At 62.7% G+C, this 16,160-nt stretch carries 12 protein-coding genes; 2 read left to right on the top strand and 10 right to left on the bottom strand.

All coding sequences use genetic code 11. The features are described from left to right. Positions 1-18: 18 nt before the first annotated feature. The 5 genes from SINAC_RS00055 to SINAC_RS00035 all read right to left on the bottom strand — a co-directional run bounded on the left by SINAC_RS00055 (position 19) and on the right by SINAC_RS00035 (position 5,531). Positions 19-1,275, bottom strand: a complete 1,257-nt coding sequence (locus tag SINAC_RS00055) for a carbonic anhydrase family protein (RefSeq protein WP_015243661.1) — start codon at positions 1,273-1,275, stop codon at positions 19-21. Between the two features lie 464 nt (positions 1,276-1,739). Continuing rightward, positions 1,740-2,300 (bottom strand): hypothetical protein, encoded by a 561-nt coding sequence (locus SINAC_RS00050; RefSeq protein ID WP_015243660.1) that lies wholly within the window; start codon positions 2,298-2,300, stop codon positions 1,740-1,742. 31 nt (positions 2,301-2,331) lie between these two features. Continuing rightward, on the bottom strand, positions 2,332-3,126 hold the full coding sequence (gene surE, locus SINAC_RS00045) for a 5'/3'-nucleotidase SurE (RefSeq protein ID WP_015243659.1): 795 nt from the start codon (positions 3,124-3,126) through the stop codon (positions 2,332-2,334). A gap of 186 nt (positions 3,127-3,312) precedes the next feature. Continuing rightward, positions 3,313-4,347, bottom strand: a complete 1,035-nt coding sequence (locus SINAC_RS00040; protein ID WP_015243658.1) for a polysaccharide deacetylase family protein — start codon at positions 4,345-4,347, stop codon at positions 3,313-3,315. Positions 4,348-4,487: 140 nt separating this feature from the next. Continuing rightward, positions 4,488-5,531: a GNAT family N-acetyltransferase gene (locus SINAC_RS00035; RefSeq protein ID WP_015243657.1), complete on the bottom strand. Its 1,044-nt coding sequence runs from the start codon at positions 5,529-5,531 to the stop codon at positions 4,488-4,490. Between the two features lie 302 nt (positions 5,532-5,833). Between SINAC_RS00035 and SINAC_RS00030 the strand changes: the two genes are divergently transcribed. Together SINAC_RS00030 and SINAC_RS00025 are read left to right on the top strand one after the other, a co-directional pair. Beyond that, entirely contained in the window at positions 5,834-7,900 is a 2,067-nt protein-coding gene (locus SINAC_RS00030) for a vWA domain-containing protein (protein WP_015243656.1), read from the top strand. A 96-nt stretch (positions 7,901-7,996) separates the two neighbouring features. Further along, complete coding sequence (locus tag SINAC_RS00025) at positions 7,997-10,135, top strand: vWA domain-containing protein (RefSeq protein WP_015243655.1); 2,139 nt, start codon at positions 7,997-7,999, stop codon at positions 10,133-10,135. Between the two features lie 58 nt (positions 10,136-10,193). Here the strand turns inward: SINAC_RS00025 and SINAC_RS00020 are convergent, their stop codons facing one another. The 5 genes from SINAC_RS00020 to SINAC_RS41690 form a co-directional block, all read right to left on the bottom strand. Then, on the bottom strand, positions 10,194-12,092 hold the full coding sequence (locus tag SINAC_RS00020; protein WP_015243654.1) for a KGGVGR-motif variant AAA ATPase: 1,899 nt from the start codon (positions 12,090-12,092) through the stop codon (positions 10,194-10,196). Beyond that, positions 12,089-12,913 (bottom strand): hypothetical protein, encoded by an 825-nt coding sequence (locus SINAC_RS00015; protein ID WP_015243653.1) that lies wholly within the window; start codon positions 12,911-12,913, stop codon positions 12,089-12,091. The genes SINAC_RS00020 and SINAC_RS00015 overlap by 4 nt, the downstream gene beginning before the upstream one ends. After that, positions 12,910-13,740 carry a hypothetical protein gene (locus SINAC_RS00010; protein WP_015243652.1) on the bottom strand — a complete coding sequence of 277 codons (831 nt, stop codon included), beginning with the start codon at positions 13,738-13,740 and terminating at the stop codon, positions 12,910-12,912. Before SINAC_RS00010 ends, SINAC_RS00015 begins: the two co-directional genes overlap by 4 nt. Before the next feature lie 256 nt (positions 13,741-13,996). Continuing rightward, a complete protein-coding gene (dnaA, locus tag SINAC_RS00005) occupies positions 13,997-15,415 on the bottom strand; it encodes a chromosomal replication initiator protein DnaA (protein WP_015243651.1) in 1,419 nt (472 codons plus the stop codon). A 385-nt stretch (positions 15,416-15,800) separates the two neighbouring features. Continuing rightward, positions 15,801-16,043 (bottom strand): FmdB family zinc ribbon protein, encoded by a 243-nt coding sequence (locus tag SINAC_RS41690; RefSeq protein WP_015243650.1) that lies wholly within the window; start codon positions 16,041-16,043, stop codon positions 15,801-15,803. Between the last annotated feature and the right edge of the window lie 117 nt (positions 16,044-16,160).

The following is a 16,160-nucleotide window of genomic DNA, read 5'->3' as shown; positions in this document are numbered from 1 at the left end:
AACGACCCAAGGTTGGCTTTACACGGCTGCGGCTGTGGATTTGCCTGTGCTTGAAATCTTGGCGGGGGTGACCTTGTGCCAGGCCGTGTTGGGCGGAGCGAAGGCGAAGGTGAAGTTGGCGTCGCGAATCGGTTGCCCTTGATAGTTCATGTCGATGTTGGACTGATTGACTTGGCGGCCGTCCGTCGGCTGGAGCGGTCGGTTGTTGGGGAGGAAGCCCGCGCCGTTGGCCACTGCTTCATACTGTTGGAGTTGCTGAGCGTCGAGCGTGATGGGGGTCGAGAGCACAAGCCAGTTGACGGGCTGCGAGAGCGGGGGCGTGGTGAGCGACCCTTCGTAGAACCAGCCCTGGAGGTTCGACGGCAGGAGGCCGGCGAAATCGATCGGGGTGTCGATCGTGGTCGTGGAATTGGGCGCGGTCAGATGGGCGGAGGCGGCATCGAGGATCGGTTGGAGTGCCGCGTTGTGCGACCCGAGCTGAAGGAAGACGGCTATAACGGTCTCCGCTCCCGAGGCGCTGACGTTCACGAAGTGCTCTTCCATCGGGTACGTATACCCGGCCACCTGGTTTTCCGCAGTGTCGTGGTAGTGGAGCTGTGAGAGCTCGTAGGTCTGGCCATCCAGGACGATCGAGTCGTTGGTCGAATTGTTGAATTGAGCCTGGATCTGGGCGCCGTTGTTGACGATCGCCTTGGGGGTTGCGTCGTTGTAGTGGATGCTGAGGATCTGGCTGAGGTCGATCGGCGGGCCACTGATGTTGATGGGTGATTCAAATGGGAGCGTTCCGGCCGGCGTGATCGTTGCCCAGGCCGCGGGTCCCACAGGCCCGTTGGCCGGGTTGTTGTTGCCGGTTCGATAGTTCCAGTTCGCCCCTGTGTAGGGCTTTCCTGTCAGCGGATTTGTGGCATAGACGCCGGTCGGGGCTGTGTTGTTGAAAGCTGGCGATGTCTGGATGAATCGCTTTGGCGTGACGGCATGGACGACGTACGGTGCGTCGGACTTGACGTGGAACGCGTAGCGGCCCTGGGGGCCGGTCTTCGTTGTTGCCACGACCTGTCCGTTCGAGCCGAACAGTTGGACCGTCACCTTGCCAAGCCCGTGCCCGTTGTCCTCATTAAGAATCCGGCCCGTGATGGTTCCGAACGGCTGCGTCAGAGTGGCCTGAGAACCGCTCAGGGCAAGTCGAGTCTCGAGTCGTTCGACGTTGACGCTGGGCTGGGTCACCCGGTTCCTCTGCGCATTGTTGAAATTCTTGATCTGGCCAAGCGTTTGCATGGCTGTCGCTTGCTCCTCAGATGTCGGCTTTGGTCAGACGGATTCGTCTACGCTCTTCTGGGGGGGAGCAAATCGCTGGAAGGGGGGAGGATCAGCGAGGGGGGATGGGGGGAATGAGGTGGGGGAGCAAATCGCCTGCATTCTACACAGTCAATTAGCAATGTAAAGATGAAAACGTGCCCAGGGGCAAACGTGCAAACGTTTGCGTATTGTGACTTCGATTCTCGGGCGAGCGAGAAGTGTGCGTTCTCTTGTCTTTTTGCTGCCTGTTTGAAGGCAGGGCGCGCGCACGCTCCTCGCTTGCCTTGCGGGCGAGAGAATCTTTGGATTTTAGACGAGTGGGGAGTGTGAGCTCCCTGTCTTGCGCTGGCTGTTTGAAGACAGGAAGCGGACCCTGCCCGCTCGCTTTACGGGCGAGCGGGAGGGAATGAAGGGAGAAGCGGCTCTCAAGATCGGTTCATCGCTCAGCGTCCGTATTTGGCGTCGTCCTGCTTCTGGAGGGCCTCCTTGCGGTCGGGGTATTCCAGGACGATGAGCTTATGTTCTTTCTCGTCGTAGCCGTACTCCTGGTAGTAGGGGAGCTTGGGCAGGGCGAGGTTGTTGGCCTTGATGATCTCGGTGTTGAACTCGGCGAAATCCTTGGGGAAGCGGTCGTTCGTGGCCTTGTAGAGGTTCATGGCGTGCTCGATCTGCAGAATCGAGGTCCGGCCGATGATGGTGACGTAAGCGTTGCCGGGGAGGGTGATCGGATCCTTCGCCGTGATCTTGGTGGTGGCGACTTGTGCTCCCTTTTTCAGCTCGTCATCCGCGTTCCGGATGTCCGTTGTCCGCTGGCCCAGAATCTCACGGGGCTGAACGACCTCCGAGGCAGAGGCCGGCTCCGTCGCGGGAGCGGGGGCGGGAGCTGATGGGGCGTTGAGCTTCGTGTTGACGTGGCGGGGTTCCTCGCAGCCGGGGGCAAGGAAGAGCAAGAGCAAGGAGACACCAAGCGGGGTAGAGCGGCGATCTCGCGATTGCAGGCGCATGAAGAATTCTCCTGACTATTGCTATGATCGACTATGGATTTTTGCTTGGAGGAGTAGGAACAGGGGCTCCGTTCCAGTCCCAGCCACCGACCTCGGGGATCAGGTCGTAGCGGGTCAGGTCGAAGTGGAGCGGGGTGACGGTGATATAACCGTCGCAGAGGCTTGTGACGTCGGTCTCGGGACCTTCGAGGTGGAACGGGGGGTTGTACGTCATCCAGTAATACGTCCGCCCGCGCGGATCCTGCCTGCGCTCGAAGCCTTCGCCGTAGCGGCCGATACCCATCGGCACGACGCGGACCCCCTTGGGCTCGCCGCGTGAGTGCGCGGGCAGGTTGACGTTGAACAAGGAGCCGTTGGGGGGCTTGTGTGCCAGGATTCGCTCGATGACCCGCGTGGCGTGGCGAGCGGCATGAGGATAGTCGAAGTGCTCGGCCAACTCGAGCGAGACGGCCACGCTGGTGATTTTGAAGAAAGCCCCTTCGATCGCCGCGGCCACCGTGCCTGAATAGAGGACGTTGATCCCTGCGTTGGAGCCGGCGTTGATTCCCGAGACGATCAGGTCGGGGGGGCGGGGCATCAGTTCGCAGATGGCGAGTTTGACGCTGTCGGCCGGGCTTCCCTCGACCATCCAGCCCAGGGTCGTCCCGTCGTCTTCATCCACCTGTTTGACAACCAGGGGGGTCAAAAGCGTAATCGAGTGACCCACCCCGCTCTGCTCCATGGCCGGAGCGATCACCGTCACTTCCCCCAGCCGTTGCAATTCCTTGCGCAACGCCCGCAGGCCCGGGGCGAACACGCCGTCGTCATTGGTCAGCAAGATGTGCACGAGTCAATCACCACGATATAAGGGATAGGGCACGCCGGGCGAGTCGAATCCGGCCGGACCCTTTTCCCCGGCGCGAGCCGACCGAACGCGATCGTAACGGGCCGGATGGACCAGAGTCAACCGGCCGTGAGAACTGAGAACTTCGGCCTGCCCCGGGTAGGGGGCACCGGCCTTCCGTCGCTCTAACTAAAGGAACGAGGCCCCGAACGCGGTTTGCAGGGCCGTCCGCGCCCGGAACAAGGGGGCGGAATCGTGATAGCCCACGTTGAGCCGGCGGAGGGCGAACGGGTCGGCCGCGCCGGGCCGGTTCACCCCCTCGGCCGAGGAGAAGGCCAGGCGGTAGCCAGCCTCTTGGGCCAGCCGCTGCGTTTGCTCGTCGTACGTCCCCGCCCAGCCGAACGGGTAGGCGACCCCTTGGATCTCGCGCCCGACCTCCTGCTCGAGGATCCGCTTCGATTCGACCAGCTCGTGGCGCTGGTCGGGCTCCGCGAGCGACGCCAGGGCGCGATGGTCGTGCGCGTGCGAGCCGATCGACATTCCCGAGCCGGCCAGGCGGCGGACCTGGTCCCAGGTCATGAACAGAGCGCGGCCCAGTGCGCTGTCATCCACGACGACCTCGGCTCGCTCCTCGAGGTGGGCGCGGAACCGGGCCTCGTCGTCCGCCTTCACCTTACCGTCGAGATAGAGCCGCACGACCGCCGCAATCGCGGTGCCCCGCGCTGTTTGCTCCAGGTCAAGATCGAGGGGTTCGGGCCAGTCGAGCGTGATCCGCGATTTGCCGGTCCGCTTCAGGACGTGGGCTGCGTGATCCCACCAGGGGACTTGCGGCCTGGAAAAGTAGCCGGTCGGGATGAAGAACGTCGCCGGAGCGTTGAGCTCCTGGAGGATGGGGAAGGCGACGTCGAAGTTATCGCGATAGCCATCGTCGAAGGTGATCAGAGCGGTGGGGCGGTCGACCGCGAACTCTGCGCCGGCCATCGCGGCGAGAGCTTCGAGAGTGACCAACTGGAAGCGGTCGCGGAGGTGGCGCACCTGGGCGTGGAATGCCTCGGGCGAGGCCGAGTAGACGCCATCGTAAAACGCCCCTGCCGCCGGGTTGCCGATCCGGTGAAACGTCGCGACCAGGACCGAGGGCCGCCTCGCGGTACGCTCCAGGAGGCGAGTCAGGCCGATCTGGTCAAATCCACGGGCCAGGATCTCTCTCTTATTCTGGATAAGCATGTGGCAACGGTGCTGTTCTTAAAAGAGAATCTTGGAGGGTGGGTGAACGCGGCACACCACGTTGATCCTCACCGAAGAATCCACGCGATTTGGGTTTTCGACTGTTGTCGGCGAACCGTATCGAATCATCGAGGCCGCACTCAAGACGAATAGGCGTAGTCCGCCTCAAAGGGCGAAAGGTGAATGGGAATCCCTGGGGGGATGAGACGCTCGCGATCGCGGAGGGTAAATTCCAGGCGATGGGCCGGGGTAAATCCGCTGAGTCGGAGGGCCTCGGTGGTCCACGGAGTGCTGGCGAAGCCGATGGCCAGGTCGGCCCCCTGCCGCCTGAGCTCCTCCGTCAAGGCGGTGGTGGCTGCGTGCTGGAGGGCGCTGTCGTCCCCTTGCACGAGGCACTCGACGAGTTTGCCGGTTCGGACCGTCCCTTGGGCGACCACGTTCAACAGCGCGAACCCTTGGGGCTGCTCTCCCACGAGGATCAGCCAGCCCGACATCCCTGGCCGAGGATAGTGCAACGCATGATTGAGCCGCTCGGGGGAGCGGCTGGTCAGGATCGCGCGTGCCTGCCAGTCGTCGAGGATCGGGCCAACCTCGGGGCCGAATTCCCGCACCTGGCGGAGCTCGACAGCGATCTGAGGAGAGCGCCCCGGGTTCAGCACCTTGCGGGCGGCGTCCCGGCCCACCCGCAGCAGGCGGGCCCCGGGGCCAAGGCCCGGCACCCTCCAGCGGTAGCCGATGCGGAGGACTTTCTGGAAGACCGTGACCTCGGCCGTCGGCGTGTAACCGGCCCCGCCGGTCACGCGCCTGGCCCGTTCGTTGGCCACGAGCACGTATTGCGTTTTGGCCTTTTGATGGGCGTGCCGCATCAGCGCTGATCCGAGGGCGCGGTGAACTCGTGAACCGAGCCAGTCGACCATGTGCAGCGTTGTGATCCCGCCTGGGGGAAGGCTGAGCCCCTCGAAGGCCGTCGGACAGAGCCCGACATGCCCGACGATCCGCCCTTCCTCGCTCGCGATGAAGCTCCGAGGTATTTCGTCACCATCGTGGATCGGCTCGAGGTATTTCCAGCCGAGGACGTCGGGGGCCGCGAATGCGGCGTCGCTGGGCGCGTGGAAGCCCTCGATCAAAAACCGGCTGAGCTCTTGGAGGTCGTCGGGGCGGAGCGGACGAATTTCTGGGATCATGGTGCGCCCAGGTTAGCACAGAGCCGATGGACTTGGGACATTCCACCATGCCTTCCCTCGCTCCCTTCTCGCGGTTGCCCAAAAACCTCTGCGCCAGATATTGGAGACTTGCCCGGTTCGGAAAAGGTGGGGGGAACCGGATTGCCCGGTCTGAGGACGGCGGCTAAGATAATGGATGGAATCAACGTATCGTTGATTTGTGACGATCCCGGCTGGCCTGGCCAACCGGAGGAGCCCGGTGCGCGACTCATGAAAGGGCTTTGGTCCCACCTCGTCGAGGGGTTAGGGAAGGCCTTGGGGAGATGAGAACCGTGGGGATCCGAGCCGCAGTCCGGGAACAGATGGTCACTCGTGCCCGACGCAAGCCGAGCGAGTCAAGCGAGCCGATCGGTTTGGATGCCGAGGTCGTGAGCGAAGAGGCCGGCTTTCGGGCCTTTCTTCGCGGGCTCGATCGGCGTTACCCCCAGGTCTCACGCTGGTTGGGGGGACGGTTGGACATCGAGGTCCCCGCGATCCTGGTCAGCGTGGGCGTTCACGCCGTGCTCATGCTCGGCTTGGGCATGGCCGGGCTTGCGGTTCAGCACGAGGTTCAGCGCGAGTTTCAGAGCCGGGTGGAGGACCACACCGTGCTCGGCGAGCTGGACGCGAAGGCCGATTTCCAGGATCTGGATATGGAGGATAAGCCTCTGACCAATACGGCGGTCGGGGGATCCTTCTCGCCGAACCTGGCGCCGACGGTCGTCTCGGCCCCGCCGGGGGTCAGTGTCGATCCGATGGATGCGGCCTCCGCGAAGCCGGCGTCGACATTGCAATTGGCCTCGCTCGACGTCAGCCAGGCCACCCGGGTCGCGGTGCCGACAGCCACGATGCTCGGCCAGACCGTTTCGATCAAAGGCAACGGCGCGGAGTATGCCGACGGGGTGGACGGGGCCGTCGACCGGATTGCCCAGGAGATTCTCGGTCGCCTGGAGAAGGGGCGTACCCTGGTGATCTGGGCGTTTGACGCCTCGGGCAGCCTGGCCGTGGAACGCGAGAAGCTCGGCAAGCAGATCGACACGATCTACGGCCATATCGCCGAACTCGACGGCGAAGACCTGAGCCACGACGGCGGCCTGCTCACCTCGGTCGTCGCCTTCGGCAACGATCGGAGCGCAATGACCACCGCCCCCACCGCCGACAAGGCCGAGATCGTCAGCGCGATCAATGCGGTTCCGCTGGATACGACGGGCATTGAGACCACCTTCGGAACCGTCGCCGAGATCGTCCGCCGCTGGGGCCACTACAAGGACGCCAAGGGCAACCCGTACCGCGCGATGATCATCGTCGTGACCGACGAGGTCGGCGACGATGAGCCGCGGCTCGAGGAAGCGATCGATGTGGCCTCCCGGGCCAAGGTGCCGGTCTACGTTCTCGGCTCGCAGGCGCTCTTCGGCCGGGCGATGGGCGCGATGGACTATTTCGACCCCAAGACCAAGGTGCACCACCGCAACCTTCCGGTCCGCCAAGGGCCCGAGAGCGTGGCCCTCGAACAGATCAAGCTCCCATTCTGGTATGACGGCTATCAATATGATATGCTCGATTCCGGGTTCGGCCCGTATGCTCTGAGCCGGTTGGCCGGCGCCACCGGCGGGATCTTCTTCGTGACCCGGATGGGCCCCGCCCGGATGGGGTTCGACCCGGTCATGATGCGCGAGTACAAGCCCGACTTGCTCAGCCGGCAGCAGTACGAGGCGACCGTGGCCAAGCACCCAATCCGCCAGGCCGTTCTCGAGGCGGCGATGATCACTCAGCAACGGATGGGGCCTCAGCCCTCACTGACGTTCCCTGCGGCCGACGGTCCTGAGTTCAAAGAGGTGATGGCCGATAACCAGACGAAGGCCGCGCTAACGGCCAATGCCGTGGATGAGGCCCTGGGGCCGATCATGCAGGCGGCCAAGCACCGTGACCGCGAGACCTCGCGCCGCTGGCAGGCCCACTACGACCTGATCCGCGGCCGGCTCCTGGCGATGAAGATTCGCTGCTATGAGTATAACTGGGCGTGCGCCACGATGAAGAAAGACGCCCTCAAGTTCAAGAACGAGACGTCAAACGCCTGGAAACTCGTGCCAAGCGAGGAAATCCGGTATAGTGACAAGGCGGCCTCCGCGGCCAAGCAGGCCAAGGACCTGCTTCAGCGCGTCATCGACGAGCATCCCAACACCCCCTGGGCCCTGCTTGCCAAACGCGAGTTGAAGGATGCCTTTGGCTTCCAGTGGGTCGAGACCTACGTCAAGCCGATCGAACGGCCCAAGATGGACTCCCCCGCCGCCAAGAAGCAGAAAGAGGCGATGAAGACCATGGCCAAGCCAGTCGAGGTTCCGAAACTCTGAGGGCTGATCCCTGACGGGCGATCGGTGGCCGCCCGGCGCGAGCTTTTGCGGGATTGGCGGCAAGCCTCCTCCTCAAGGCTTTGAGGACGAAGTGTGATGGCTCTCCACGTTCCGACCTCCTCGTCAAGCGACGGCCTCTATGACCTGGCGGATCCCAATCCGCCAGTCATAGGCCCCTTGCCTCCGGCTGAGGAGCATGCCCCCGCGGCGACGCCCGCGGCCTCGTCACCCGCCCCGATACCGGCATCGCCGGTGCCAGAGCCCACAACCGTTGCCGATGCCGCCGCCGGCGAGGCTGGCGAGCCGCCTCAGGCGGAAGCCCAACCGGTCCAGGGTGAAGCGCCCAAGCCCAAGTCGAAGAAGAAGAAACGACGCAAGAAACGATACGACGCGCCGTCGTGGGTCGTCTCGCTCGTCATTCATGTGGTCGTTCTGGCGATTCTGGGGGCGGCGACGTTCTCCACCGAAGTCCGCAAGGCGGTCGCCAACATCAACTCGGCCTTGGTCTCCGGCAAGGGGTCGGAGGAGGAAGCGCTTCACGTTCTGGCCACACCGGCCGAGCAGCGGAGCGATCAGGCGGCGGGGAGCGAAGGCACGCCGGCCGCGTCGAGCGAGGGGGGGGGCGGCGGATTCACAGGGATCGGAACCGGTCCTCCTTCGGCCACGCCCCAGGTGCGCGGCGTCGGCCAGGGCATCGGCGAGGGGACCAGCCTCCCCGGCGTGAAGGTCGTCGCCAACATTTCGGGGCTGGGCATGATTCCGACCGCGACCAAGCTCGGCGTCGACCTTGGCAGTGGTGGCATGATCAGCGGAGACATCACCTTCGAGGCCAAAGGGGTCGGCGAGGCGCTCGACCAACTCGCCCGCGAGATCCTCAGGCACCTCGGACAGCACAAGCTGACGGTCGTCTGGCTCTTCGACGAGTCGGCGAGCATGAAGGATGACCAGCGCGCCATCAACGAGAAGTTCGACCAGGTCGCCACGGCCTTGAAGATCAACGTCGACACGAGCAAGAAACAGGCCGCGCCACTCACTCACGCGATCGTCGGCTTTGGCAAGGAGACCCACTTCGAGCTCGAGAAGCCGACCTTCGACATCGACCAGATCGGCAAGGCGATCGATCATCTCCGCGTCGACGACTCGGGGACTGAGAACACGATGCAGACGATCCACGACGTGATCGGGCGGTACTCTCCGCTCATCAAGAAGGATCGTCGGCTTTTGATCGTGCTGGTGACCGACGAGTCGGGCGACGATGGTGACAAGGTCGAGGAAGCGCGTCAGGCGGCCATCAGCATGAAGGTGCCGATCTACGTCATCGGCCGGCAGTCGCTCTTCGGCTTCAGCACCGCCCATCTCAAGTACGTCGACCCGGTGACGAAGGACGTCTACTGGCCCGGGATTCGCCGGGGCCCAGAAACCGCCGACCTTGAGTTGCTCCAGTGGGACGGTTTGCACGAGCGCTGGGAGGAGCAGCCGTCAGGCTTCGCCCCTTACGAACTGGCCCGGCTGGCCAAAGACACCGGCGGGATCTACTTCCTGCTCCCCAGCGAAGAGAACATGCGAGTCCGTCAGCGCGAGAAGCTGTACTCGATCCAGACCCTCAAGGAATATGTCCCTGAGTACGACAATCGCCTGGCCTACCGCGAGCGGCGGGCCAAGTCGGAATTCCGCCGGACCCTCTTTGCCATCATCCAGGAGACGAAGGGCTATCCCTTCCGCCGCCACTTCCCGATCAACCCGGCCGACCTCATTCCCGCCTGCCAGGAAGCCCACCAGGTCGCGACCGAACGGCTCAACGTCCTCTTGAAGATCGAGGATCGGCTCACCGCTTTGAAGCCGCTCCGCGACCGCGAGCCGTTGAAACGCTGGCAGGCGCACTACGACCTCATGATGGCGCAGGTCGTCGCCTACCAGGTCAAGGCCTACGAGTATCGCGCCTGCATCGACGCGATGGGCAAGGCGCCCCCCAAGCCCAAGACGATGCCGAACCAGTCGCTCGTCGTCGAATGGGTCATCGACCATTCGCCTGACCGCAAAGCTCCCAAGGAAAACACCGAGAAGAAGTACGTCCAGGCCCAAGCCCTGCTCAAGCAGGTCGTCGAGATGCACCCGAAGACCCCCTGGGCCGACCTGGCGCAAGATGAACTTAACCGCGGTCTCGGCTGTCAGACCAACGAGTGGCACCATAACCCGCAGTACGAAGAACGCGCCAAGCTGATTCCGAAGTACTGATTACAGGATTTTGCGTGGCAGCCGGTGATCCTTTGCGTTGACCGGCTGCGAACGCAGATCATTCACTTTTCAGGGCTTGGCGTCGCGCTTCGATGCGATCAAGGATCTCTTCCGCCCCGGCCAGCGCCTTATGTTGCTCGATCGCTCCGCGTAGATCGGCCATTATTTCCTCGAGCTGAGCAGAGTTGGCGAGGGCGATTGCCGCTTCGTAACTTACCAATGCCTCGGCCGTTTGGCCGAAGACCAATAGCGAGATCGCAAGGTTGTTGTGAGGGAGCCAATCGCTGGGCTTGAGGGAGACGGCTTGTCGTCCATCCTCAATCGCCTCACGATAGCAGCCCGTGATGTAGTGAACCCAGACGCGGTTGGCTAAGGCTTTGGCTTTCAGTTCGTCAGGCGCCTCGGTCATTTGGATAACGGCGGAGAAGTCGTCGATTGCCTTGTGCGGTTCGTCTTGTTTCCCGTGTGCCACGCCACGATTGATCAATGCCTCGGTCTTCAGTTCGGCAGGTGCGTCGGTCATTTGGATAACGGCGGAGAAGTCGTCGATTTCCTTGTGCGGTTCGTCTTGTAGGCCGTGCGTGATACCGCGGTAGAGCAAGGCCTCGGCCTTTTGGTGAGATGTCGCTTTGTCGGATTCGCAGACCTGCTTGTAGCGATTCATCGCCGCTTCAATTCGCAAGGTGGCCAGTCCACGGTCGATCGAATGCAGACTCCATTGAGAGAGGAGATTGGCCCATTGGGTAATGACGCTTAACGAAGAAGATTGGCCCGCCCCGGAAAGCGCACGGCAAGCTTGATCCCACAGGATAAAGTCAGCATCATCCTTGATCTCCGAGCGGATTGCTTCCGAGAGAAGAAAGAAGAGCAAGTTCTCCGATCCGGTCGCCGTTGCAGAATGGAGAAGCTGACGTAATGTATCGCGAAATTCGACGGGCGAATGCTTTCGACGGGTCAGTCTTTCCGGCAGCGTGTCATCGTTTCGGTCCCCGGCCATGCGGAGGACTTGCCGTAGCAGTGTGTCATACTCGTGGGCCAGGTACTCGTCACGGTAATCGCGAGTGAAAATCGATTCCTGGAGCGCCAATTGGGGATGGTAGGACAGTTTGACGACGACTTTGCCCAGGACTTCTTCGAGATGTTCCAAGCGTTTTCGTTTTGTTTCAATCTCTCCGGCGGGTACGAGGCTGGCAACAATCAGGCAGGGTTTGGATCCGGGTCTTGGACCGGCTTTCTCACGGGTCGGGTCGGCATCCGTCGACGAATGAGGGAGTGACTCAAGAATTCCCACTTCCTTCAAAAACTTGCAAGTCCCTTTCACATTCTGATCATTCAGAGCTGTAAGGACGACGAGCTGATCCGACAGAGGACCGATACACAGGCCTCCGGTTTCGGTGATGCCGGTGCGGCTGTCGACCAGCACGTAGTCGTAAGCCGCTGTCCGTTCGGCGGTTGGTCCATAGTAGTCGGGCACTTCGATCGGGAACCGAAGGCTCTTGAGCCAGGCTCTCAGAATGCTTCCCATCCGGATCAGAGCATCCTGGTCGTAACTTCCCATCGCCAGTGCCGTCAGCCGTTCGTAATAGTCCCTCTCCTCTTCGACGGGGAGGATGTCGAGTCGGCCGGGTTCACTGTTGGCGCCGGGGTTCCCTTGAAGTTTTTCACGGGGGACGCGGACGATGTACTCGGAGTGCAGGGGAAACGAAAGCGGATTCAGAGGAAGGGATGTTGTGCTAGCCCATTTCACAAGGTCGACCATGTCCGATGCGGCGAACCCAGGGATTTCCTGATTTCGGTCGAGAAATCCGCTGAGCCCGGGCGCTTCCAGATCCATGTCAAGGATCAGGACGTTGCGTCCAATGGCGGCGAGGGCGTAGGCCAGGTTGAGCACCGCCATGCTCCGGCCGACGCCCCCTTTGAAGCTGTAGAACGCGAAGATTTGGGAGAAATCGTTCATGCGGCGGCCGGGTTCATGACATAAATCGGGATTTGGTTTGCGATGTTCATAAGTTTTGATCGTGTGTTCTGCGTCGGCGATGCCGAGGAGGGCCGAATGTCGGGTATCTGGACGGCCTTCAACACGCCGCTCAGGCTCTCGATTTGCTTGAGGAACCCTGGCCAGTCGGCATCGGAGAACTCGCCTTGGATGAAGGCGTCGAATATTGGTCGCACTCGGTCGGGTTCCTGGGACATCGCGTAGCGCAGGTACGCTTGCCAGCGCAGGTCGCGGGTCCGCGCAGCACAGAGCATGAAGTCCGCGACGCGCTTAAGAGCAGGCCGCTGGTGGCCTTGGTGGAACCGTGCGTCAAATCGTCCTTTTATGCCTGTAGCCCAGTCGTCCATCAACGCTTCCACCGTCTCGGCCGAAGTGCAGGCGGCCTGGACAGATTCGTTAGGACGATCGAGGTCGAGTCGCCGCCAGAGAAACGGTTCGTCACGAAACCAGGCCGGCCAGGTCACGCGGCCTGCCATTTCGAGGAGGGCCTGAAATGCGTGGACCACCATCGGCTGTCGCGCAAGCTGTCCGTCTCCGTCCGAAATGCAAGATCGGGGAATGGGGAGGGGGTCGTGAAATCGGGTCCACCGTTTTGCCCTGACGAACTCGGTCGCCTCCTTCTCGTCGTGCCAGGCGAGCGACGCACTGTTGCCTACCGACCGGAGCACGCAGTACATCTTGTCCGACTTGCGCCGTACCACTGGCAGAGTGCGGCCGCACTCGACTTGCGGTGTTCCATTGAAGCCAACGATCTCCAAGTCTTCAACGCCAAGTCTATTCATGACATTACCTGTTCGCGGACCCATTGTTCCAGCCGCTCGCAGAATTCGGGCGTTCCCGCCGGTGCAAGCGACCTTGGTCCCTGAAGGAATCTTTCCAACGGCGTTGGCGGGTCGCCCGGAGGAGTGGTATGTTGCGCATCCAGGAGCCGCCGGAGTGACTCCATCGTTGGCTCGTCCGCACACCACGCCTCACGCTGGTGAATCGATTGTCCCTCGTGGAACCGCACCTCGAAAGTCCATGCTCGCCAGTCGCGGTTCAGCTCGTAAAGGCCCTCGAGATCCAGCGATCTCGGCCTGCCGGTCCAGTACTCTGCATCGGTCAAGAAGTAGGCGGCGAGGATTTGGGCGAAGACCTCACGCCATCGATCTAATAAGAGCTGGGAAGCCTGACCATATGCCACGAGCTCGGCTTCGCTTCCGGGATCAGTCAGGCGAATTTTGATGAATCGCTCGGGATGGACAAGCCCTCCGGTATCGAACGGAGTTACGGTGCCGGTGTGATCGGCCTCGCAGTGAGGGGCGAAGGCCATGGCCACGACCCCGAAACCAGGATGAGCTCGACCTGCATAGAAGTAGGCCGAGGGTTGTAACCCGAGCAACTTCTCGGCGTGTCGCGTGTAGTCGGTGCAGTAGCTGTGATCGTCCGACGTCGGGATCTCGTGCGGAGGTTCCAGAACGGTCACCTTAAAGGCTCGCTCTCGGCCGCTCACATGAACCAAAGGCATTCGTTTCGCCACAAGCTGGCAGCCGGACAATCGCCGATTGTACTCAGTCGTGTCGAAAGGAGGATTGGAAACCCGAAGGTCGAGATCGGTGAATACGGCCATCGGCGAAAATGATCCTACTGGTAAACCAGAGGGATGACCGGCCGTACCCTACGAAAGCTCGACGCCCCTCCCTAGAATCATATCGCTGATGATCTTGCGAAAATAGACCCAGCCTTGGGGGGAGAAGATTCGTACCGACTGCTTTGTTTTGGGCATCGACCCCATGGTTGTCGCACAAACGCTGTCGAGCTGGAGCAGGGGAGATGGGGCCGCGAGCCCCTGGGTTGAGGCCCGCGGCGTTGGGGACACATAGAACTTAGGTGCCGAGGGTACGTTCCAGCGCGGCCAGGATGTCGCTGACGGTCTCGAAGCCGGCGAGCAGGGCGCTGCGTTCTTCGTCGCGGAGCCAGCCGAGGACTTTCTTTTCGGCCGAGATCACCGTCGAGTGGTTGCGGCCGCCGAAGTGGCGGCCGATCTCGCTGTAGGCGGCACCGGTGTGTTTGCGGGCGAGGTACATCGCCATCATGCGGGGGTAGCTCAGGGCCCGGACCCGGCTGTCTGACTTGAGGGTCTCGGCGTCGAGCTCGAAGAGCTGGCAGACGGCCCGCTCGACGTCGCGAAGGCCCACGGCGGCTGCGGTGTGGCGGATCGTATCCCGAAGCGCAGTCTTGGCCAGGGCCAGGTCGAGCCGTTTGCCGGTCAGGACCGCGTGGGCGATCAGGCTGTGGAGCGCCCCTTCCAACTCGCGGACGCTGGCGCGAAGGTGCTCGGCGATGTAGTTGATGACGGTGTTCGGCACGTCGACCCCACGCGCCAGCGCCTTGGCTTTGAGGATCGCGGCGCGGGTGTCGGGAGCGGGGGCGTCGAGCTTGACGACCATTCCCCCCAGGAACCGCGTCGCCAACTCGTCGGTCAGCCGGGCGATCCGCCGGGGATGCTGGTCGGCCGCCACGATGATCGGAACCCCTTCGGCGATCAGGGCGTTGAACGTGTGGAGGAACTCGTCCTGCGTGGCCCGCTTCGCGGCCAGGAAGTGGACGTCATCAATGATCAGAGCGTCGGCGCGACGGTAACGGGATCGGAACGCTCCCAGGTTCCCGGCACGCATCGCGTCGAGGAAGCCGTTGGTGAACGCCTCGGCCGTTCCTTGGACCAGCTTCATACCAGGATTGCGGGCGCGAAGGGCATGGCCGATCCCCTCGAGCAGGTGGGTCTTGCCGAGGCCCACACCGGCGTGAATGACCAGGGGGTTGAACGATGCTCCGGCCGTCTGAACCATCTCGACCGCCGCAGCCTGCGCCAGGCGGTTGCACGGCCCGGTCACGAAATCCTCGAGCCGCCTGGGCGGTCGCGCCTGCTGGTTTCGTGGCCGATCCCGCTGGGGCGGTGTCTGAGGCTCGGGGGCGATCGGAACCGTGCCCCCGTGCTTCCGGCGCTCGTCGGCCGGCTTTGGCTCGATCAGGTTGCCGACTCGCGGCTCGGCCTCGTCGGCCACCTGGAACGTCAGCCGTAAGGTGCGGCCCGTGACCGCCTCGGCCGCCTCGATCAGGTTGGTCGCAAAGTGCCCCTGGATCCACTCACGGAAGAAGGCGTTGGGAACACCGACCTCAAGAGCGTCGTCCGCCACACCCAGGCGGACCCCTTCACCAAACCAGAGCCCGAACCGCCCTTCGCCGAGCCGTTCGGCCACTGCCGTTCGCAACGTCGACTCTACGTCTCCGTGGTGTCCCACCATGGTCGGTCACCTCTCCCTCGCTCACTCGTCCCACCTTAGACATCACCTCGTGCGGCTGGCGAGGTTCACTCCCCACAGTAAAGAAGGGCCCCGGCTCAATCGGCAGCGATCCCGAACCAGCAATCAACGAGGCGCACTCCCAGCCAGAAGGGATATGCCCTCTGACTCAAAGCTTGTCAAAGCGGCTCGTTGGGGATAGACGACGAATTTAGGGGGAATGGTTGGAATGTAGAGATAAGGCTGAATAGAAGCAGGGGCTGTGCCGGGGAAATCCCGCAAGGCGCGCGGAAGAAAGGCGGGGCTCGGCCTGGTTCCCGAGCCCATCGGCCAGAGGTGGGGTTCTTGGTTTACGATTGGAGGAGAAGTCGTGCGGGGAAGGCGAAAGTCAGTCGGACGAGCACATTCCTGAGCCGCAAGGGCCTGCGCCGCAGCCGAAGCTTGGGCTTGGTCCGCAAACGGGGAGAGACGATCCGGGGCGACCTCCCGTCTGCGCGGAGGCGGGGACGCTGAATTGCTTGTGCAGGTCAATTCCACCACACTGGGGGCAGTGCGGTGTGTCGCCTTGGCCGCGGATCAGGGTTTCGAAGGTGTGATCGCACGGTTCGCAGCGATATTCGTGAATGGGCATGCTGGGTTGACTCCGGCAGTCTCGATGGAACGGGGGCGGTCCAAAAGCGGCGGGATTTGCCCCATTGTGAAAGTCGGAGCCGCCGGTTGTCAATGTCGCCGGTCCCAACGGCTGGGG

The sequence above is a fragment of the Singulisphaera acidiphila DSM 18658 genome (genome assembly GCF_000242455.2).
Classification (GTDB): domain Bacteria; phylum Planctomycetota; class Planctomycetia; order Isosphaerales; family Isosphaeraceae; genus Singulisphaera; species Singulisphaera acidiphila.
The sequence above is the reverse complement of the archived record's forward strand: the minus strand, read 5'-3'. Positions and strand labels throughout refer to the sequence as shown.

Bases quoted from the DNA above. Each gene is read 5' to 3' on its own strand.
- SINAC_RS00015 (WP_015243653.1), bottom strand. From the start codon at position 12,913: ATGAATAGACTTGGCGTTGAAGACTTGGAGATCGTTGGCTTCAATGGA.
- SINAC_RS00040 (WP_015243658.1), bottom strand. From the start codon at position 4,347: ATGCTTATCCAGAATAAGAGAGAGATCCTGGCCCGTGGATTTGACCAG.
- SINAC_RS00025 (WP_015243655.1), top strand. From the start codon at position 7,997: ATGGCTCTCCACGTTCCGACCTCCTCGTCAAGCGACGGCCTCTATGAC.
- SINAC_RS00035 (WP_015243657.1), bottom strand. From the start codon at position 5,531: ATGATCCCAGAAATTCGTCCGCTCCGCCCCGACGACCTCCAAGAGCTC.
- SINAC_RS41690 (WP_015243650.1), bottom strand. From the start codon at position 16,043: ATGCCCATTCACGAATATCGCTGCGAACCGTGCGATCACACCTTCGAA.
- SINAC_RS00020 (WP_015243654.1), bottom strand. From the start codon at position 12,092: ATGAACGATTTCTCCCAAATCTTCGCGTTCTACAGCTTCAAAGGGGGC.
- SINAC_RS00050 (WP_015243660.1), bottom strand. From the start codon at position 2,300: ATGCGCCTGCAATCGCGAGATCGCCGCTCTACCCCGCTTGGTGTCTCC.
- SINAC_RS00010 (WP_015243652.1), bottom strand. From the start codon at position 13,740: ATGGCCGTATTCACCGATCTCGACCTTCGGGTTTCCAATCCTCCTTTC.
- SINAC_RS00055 (WP_015243661.1), bottom strand. From the start codon at position 1,275: ATGCAAACGCTTGGCCAGATCAAGAATTTCAACAATGCGCAGAGGAAC.
- dnaA (WP_015243651.1), bottom strand. From the start codon at position 15,415: ATGGTGGGACACCACGGAGACGTAGAGTCGACGTTGCGAACGGCAGTG.
- SINAC_RS00030 (WP_015243656.1), top strand. From the start codon at position 5,834: ATGAGAACCGTGGGGATCCGAGCCGCAGTCCGGGAACAGATGGTCACT.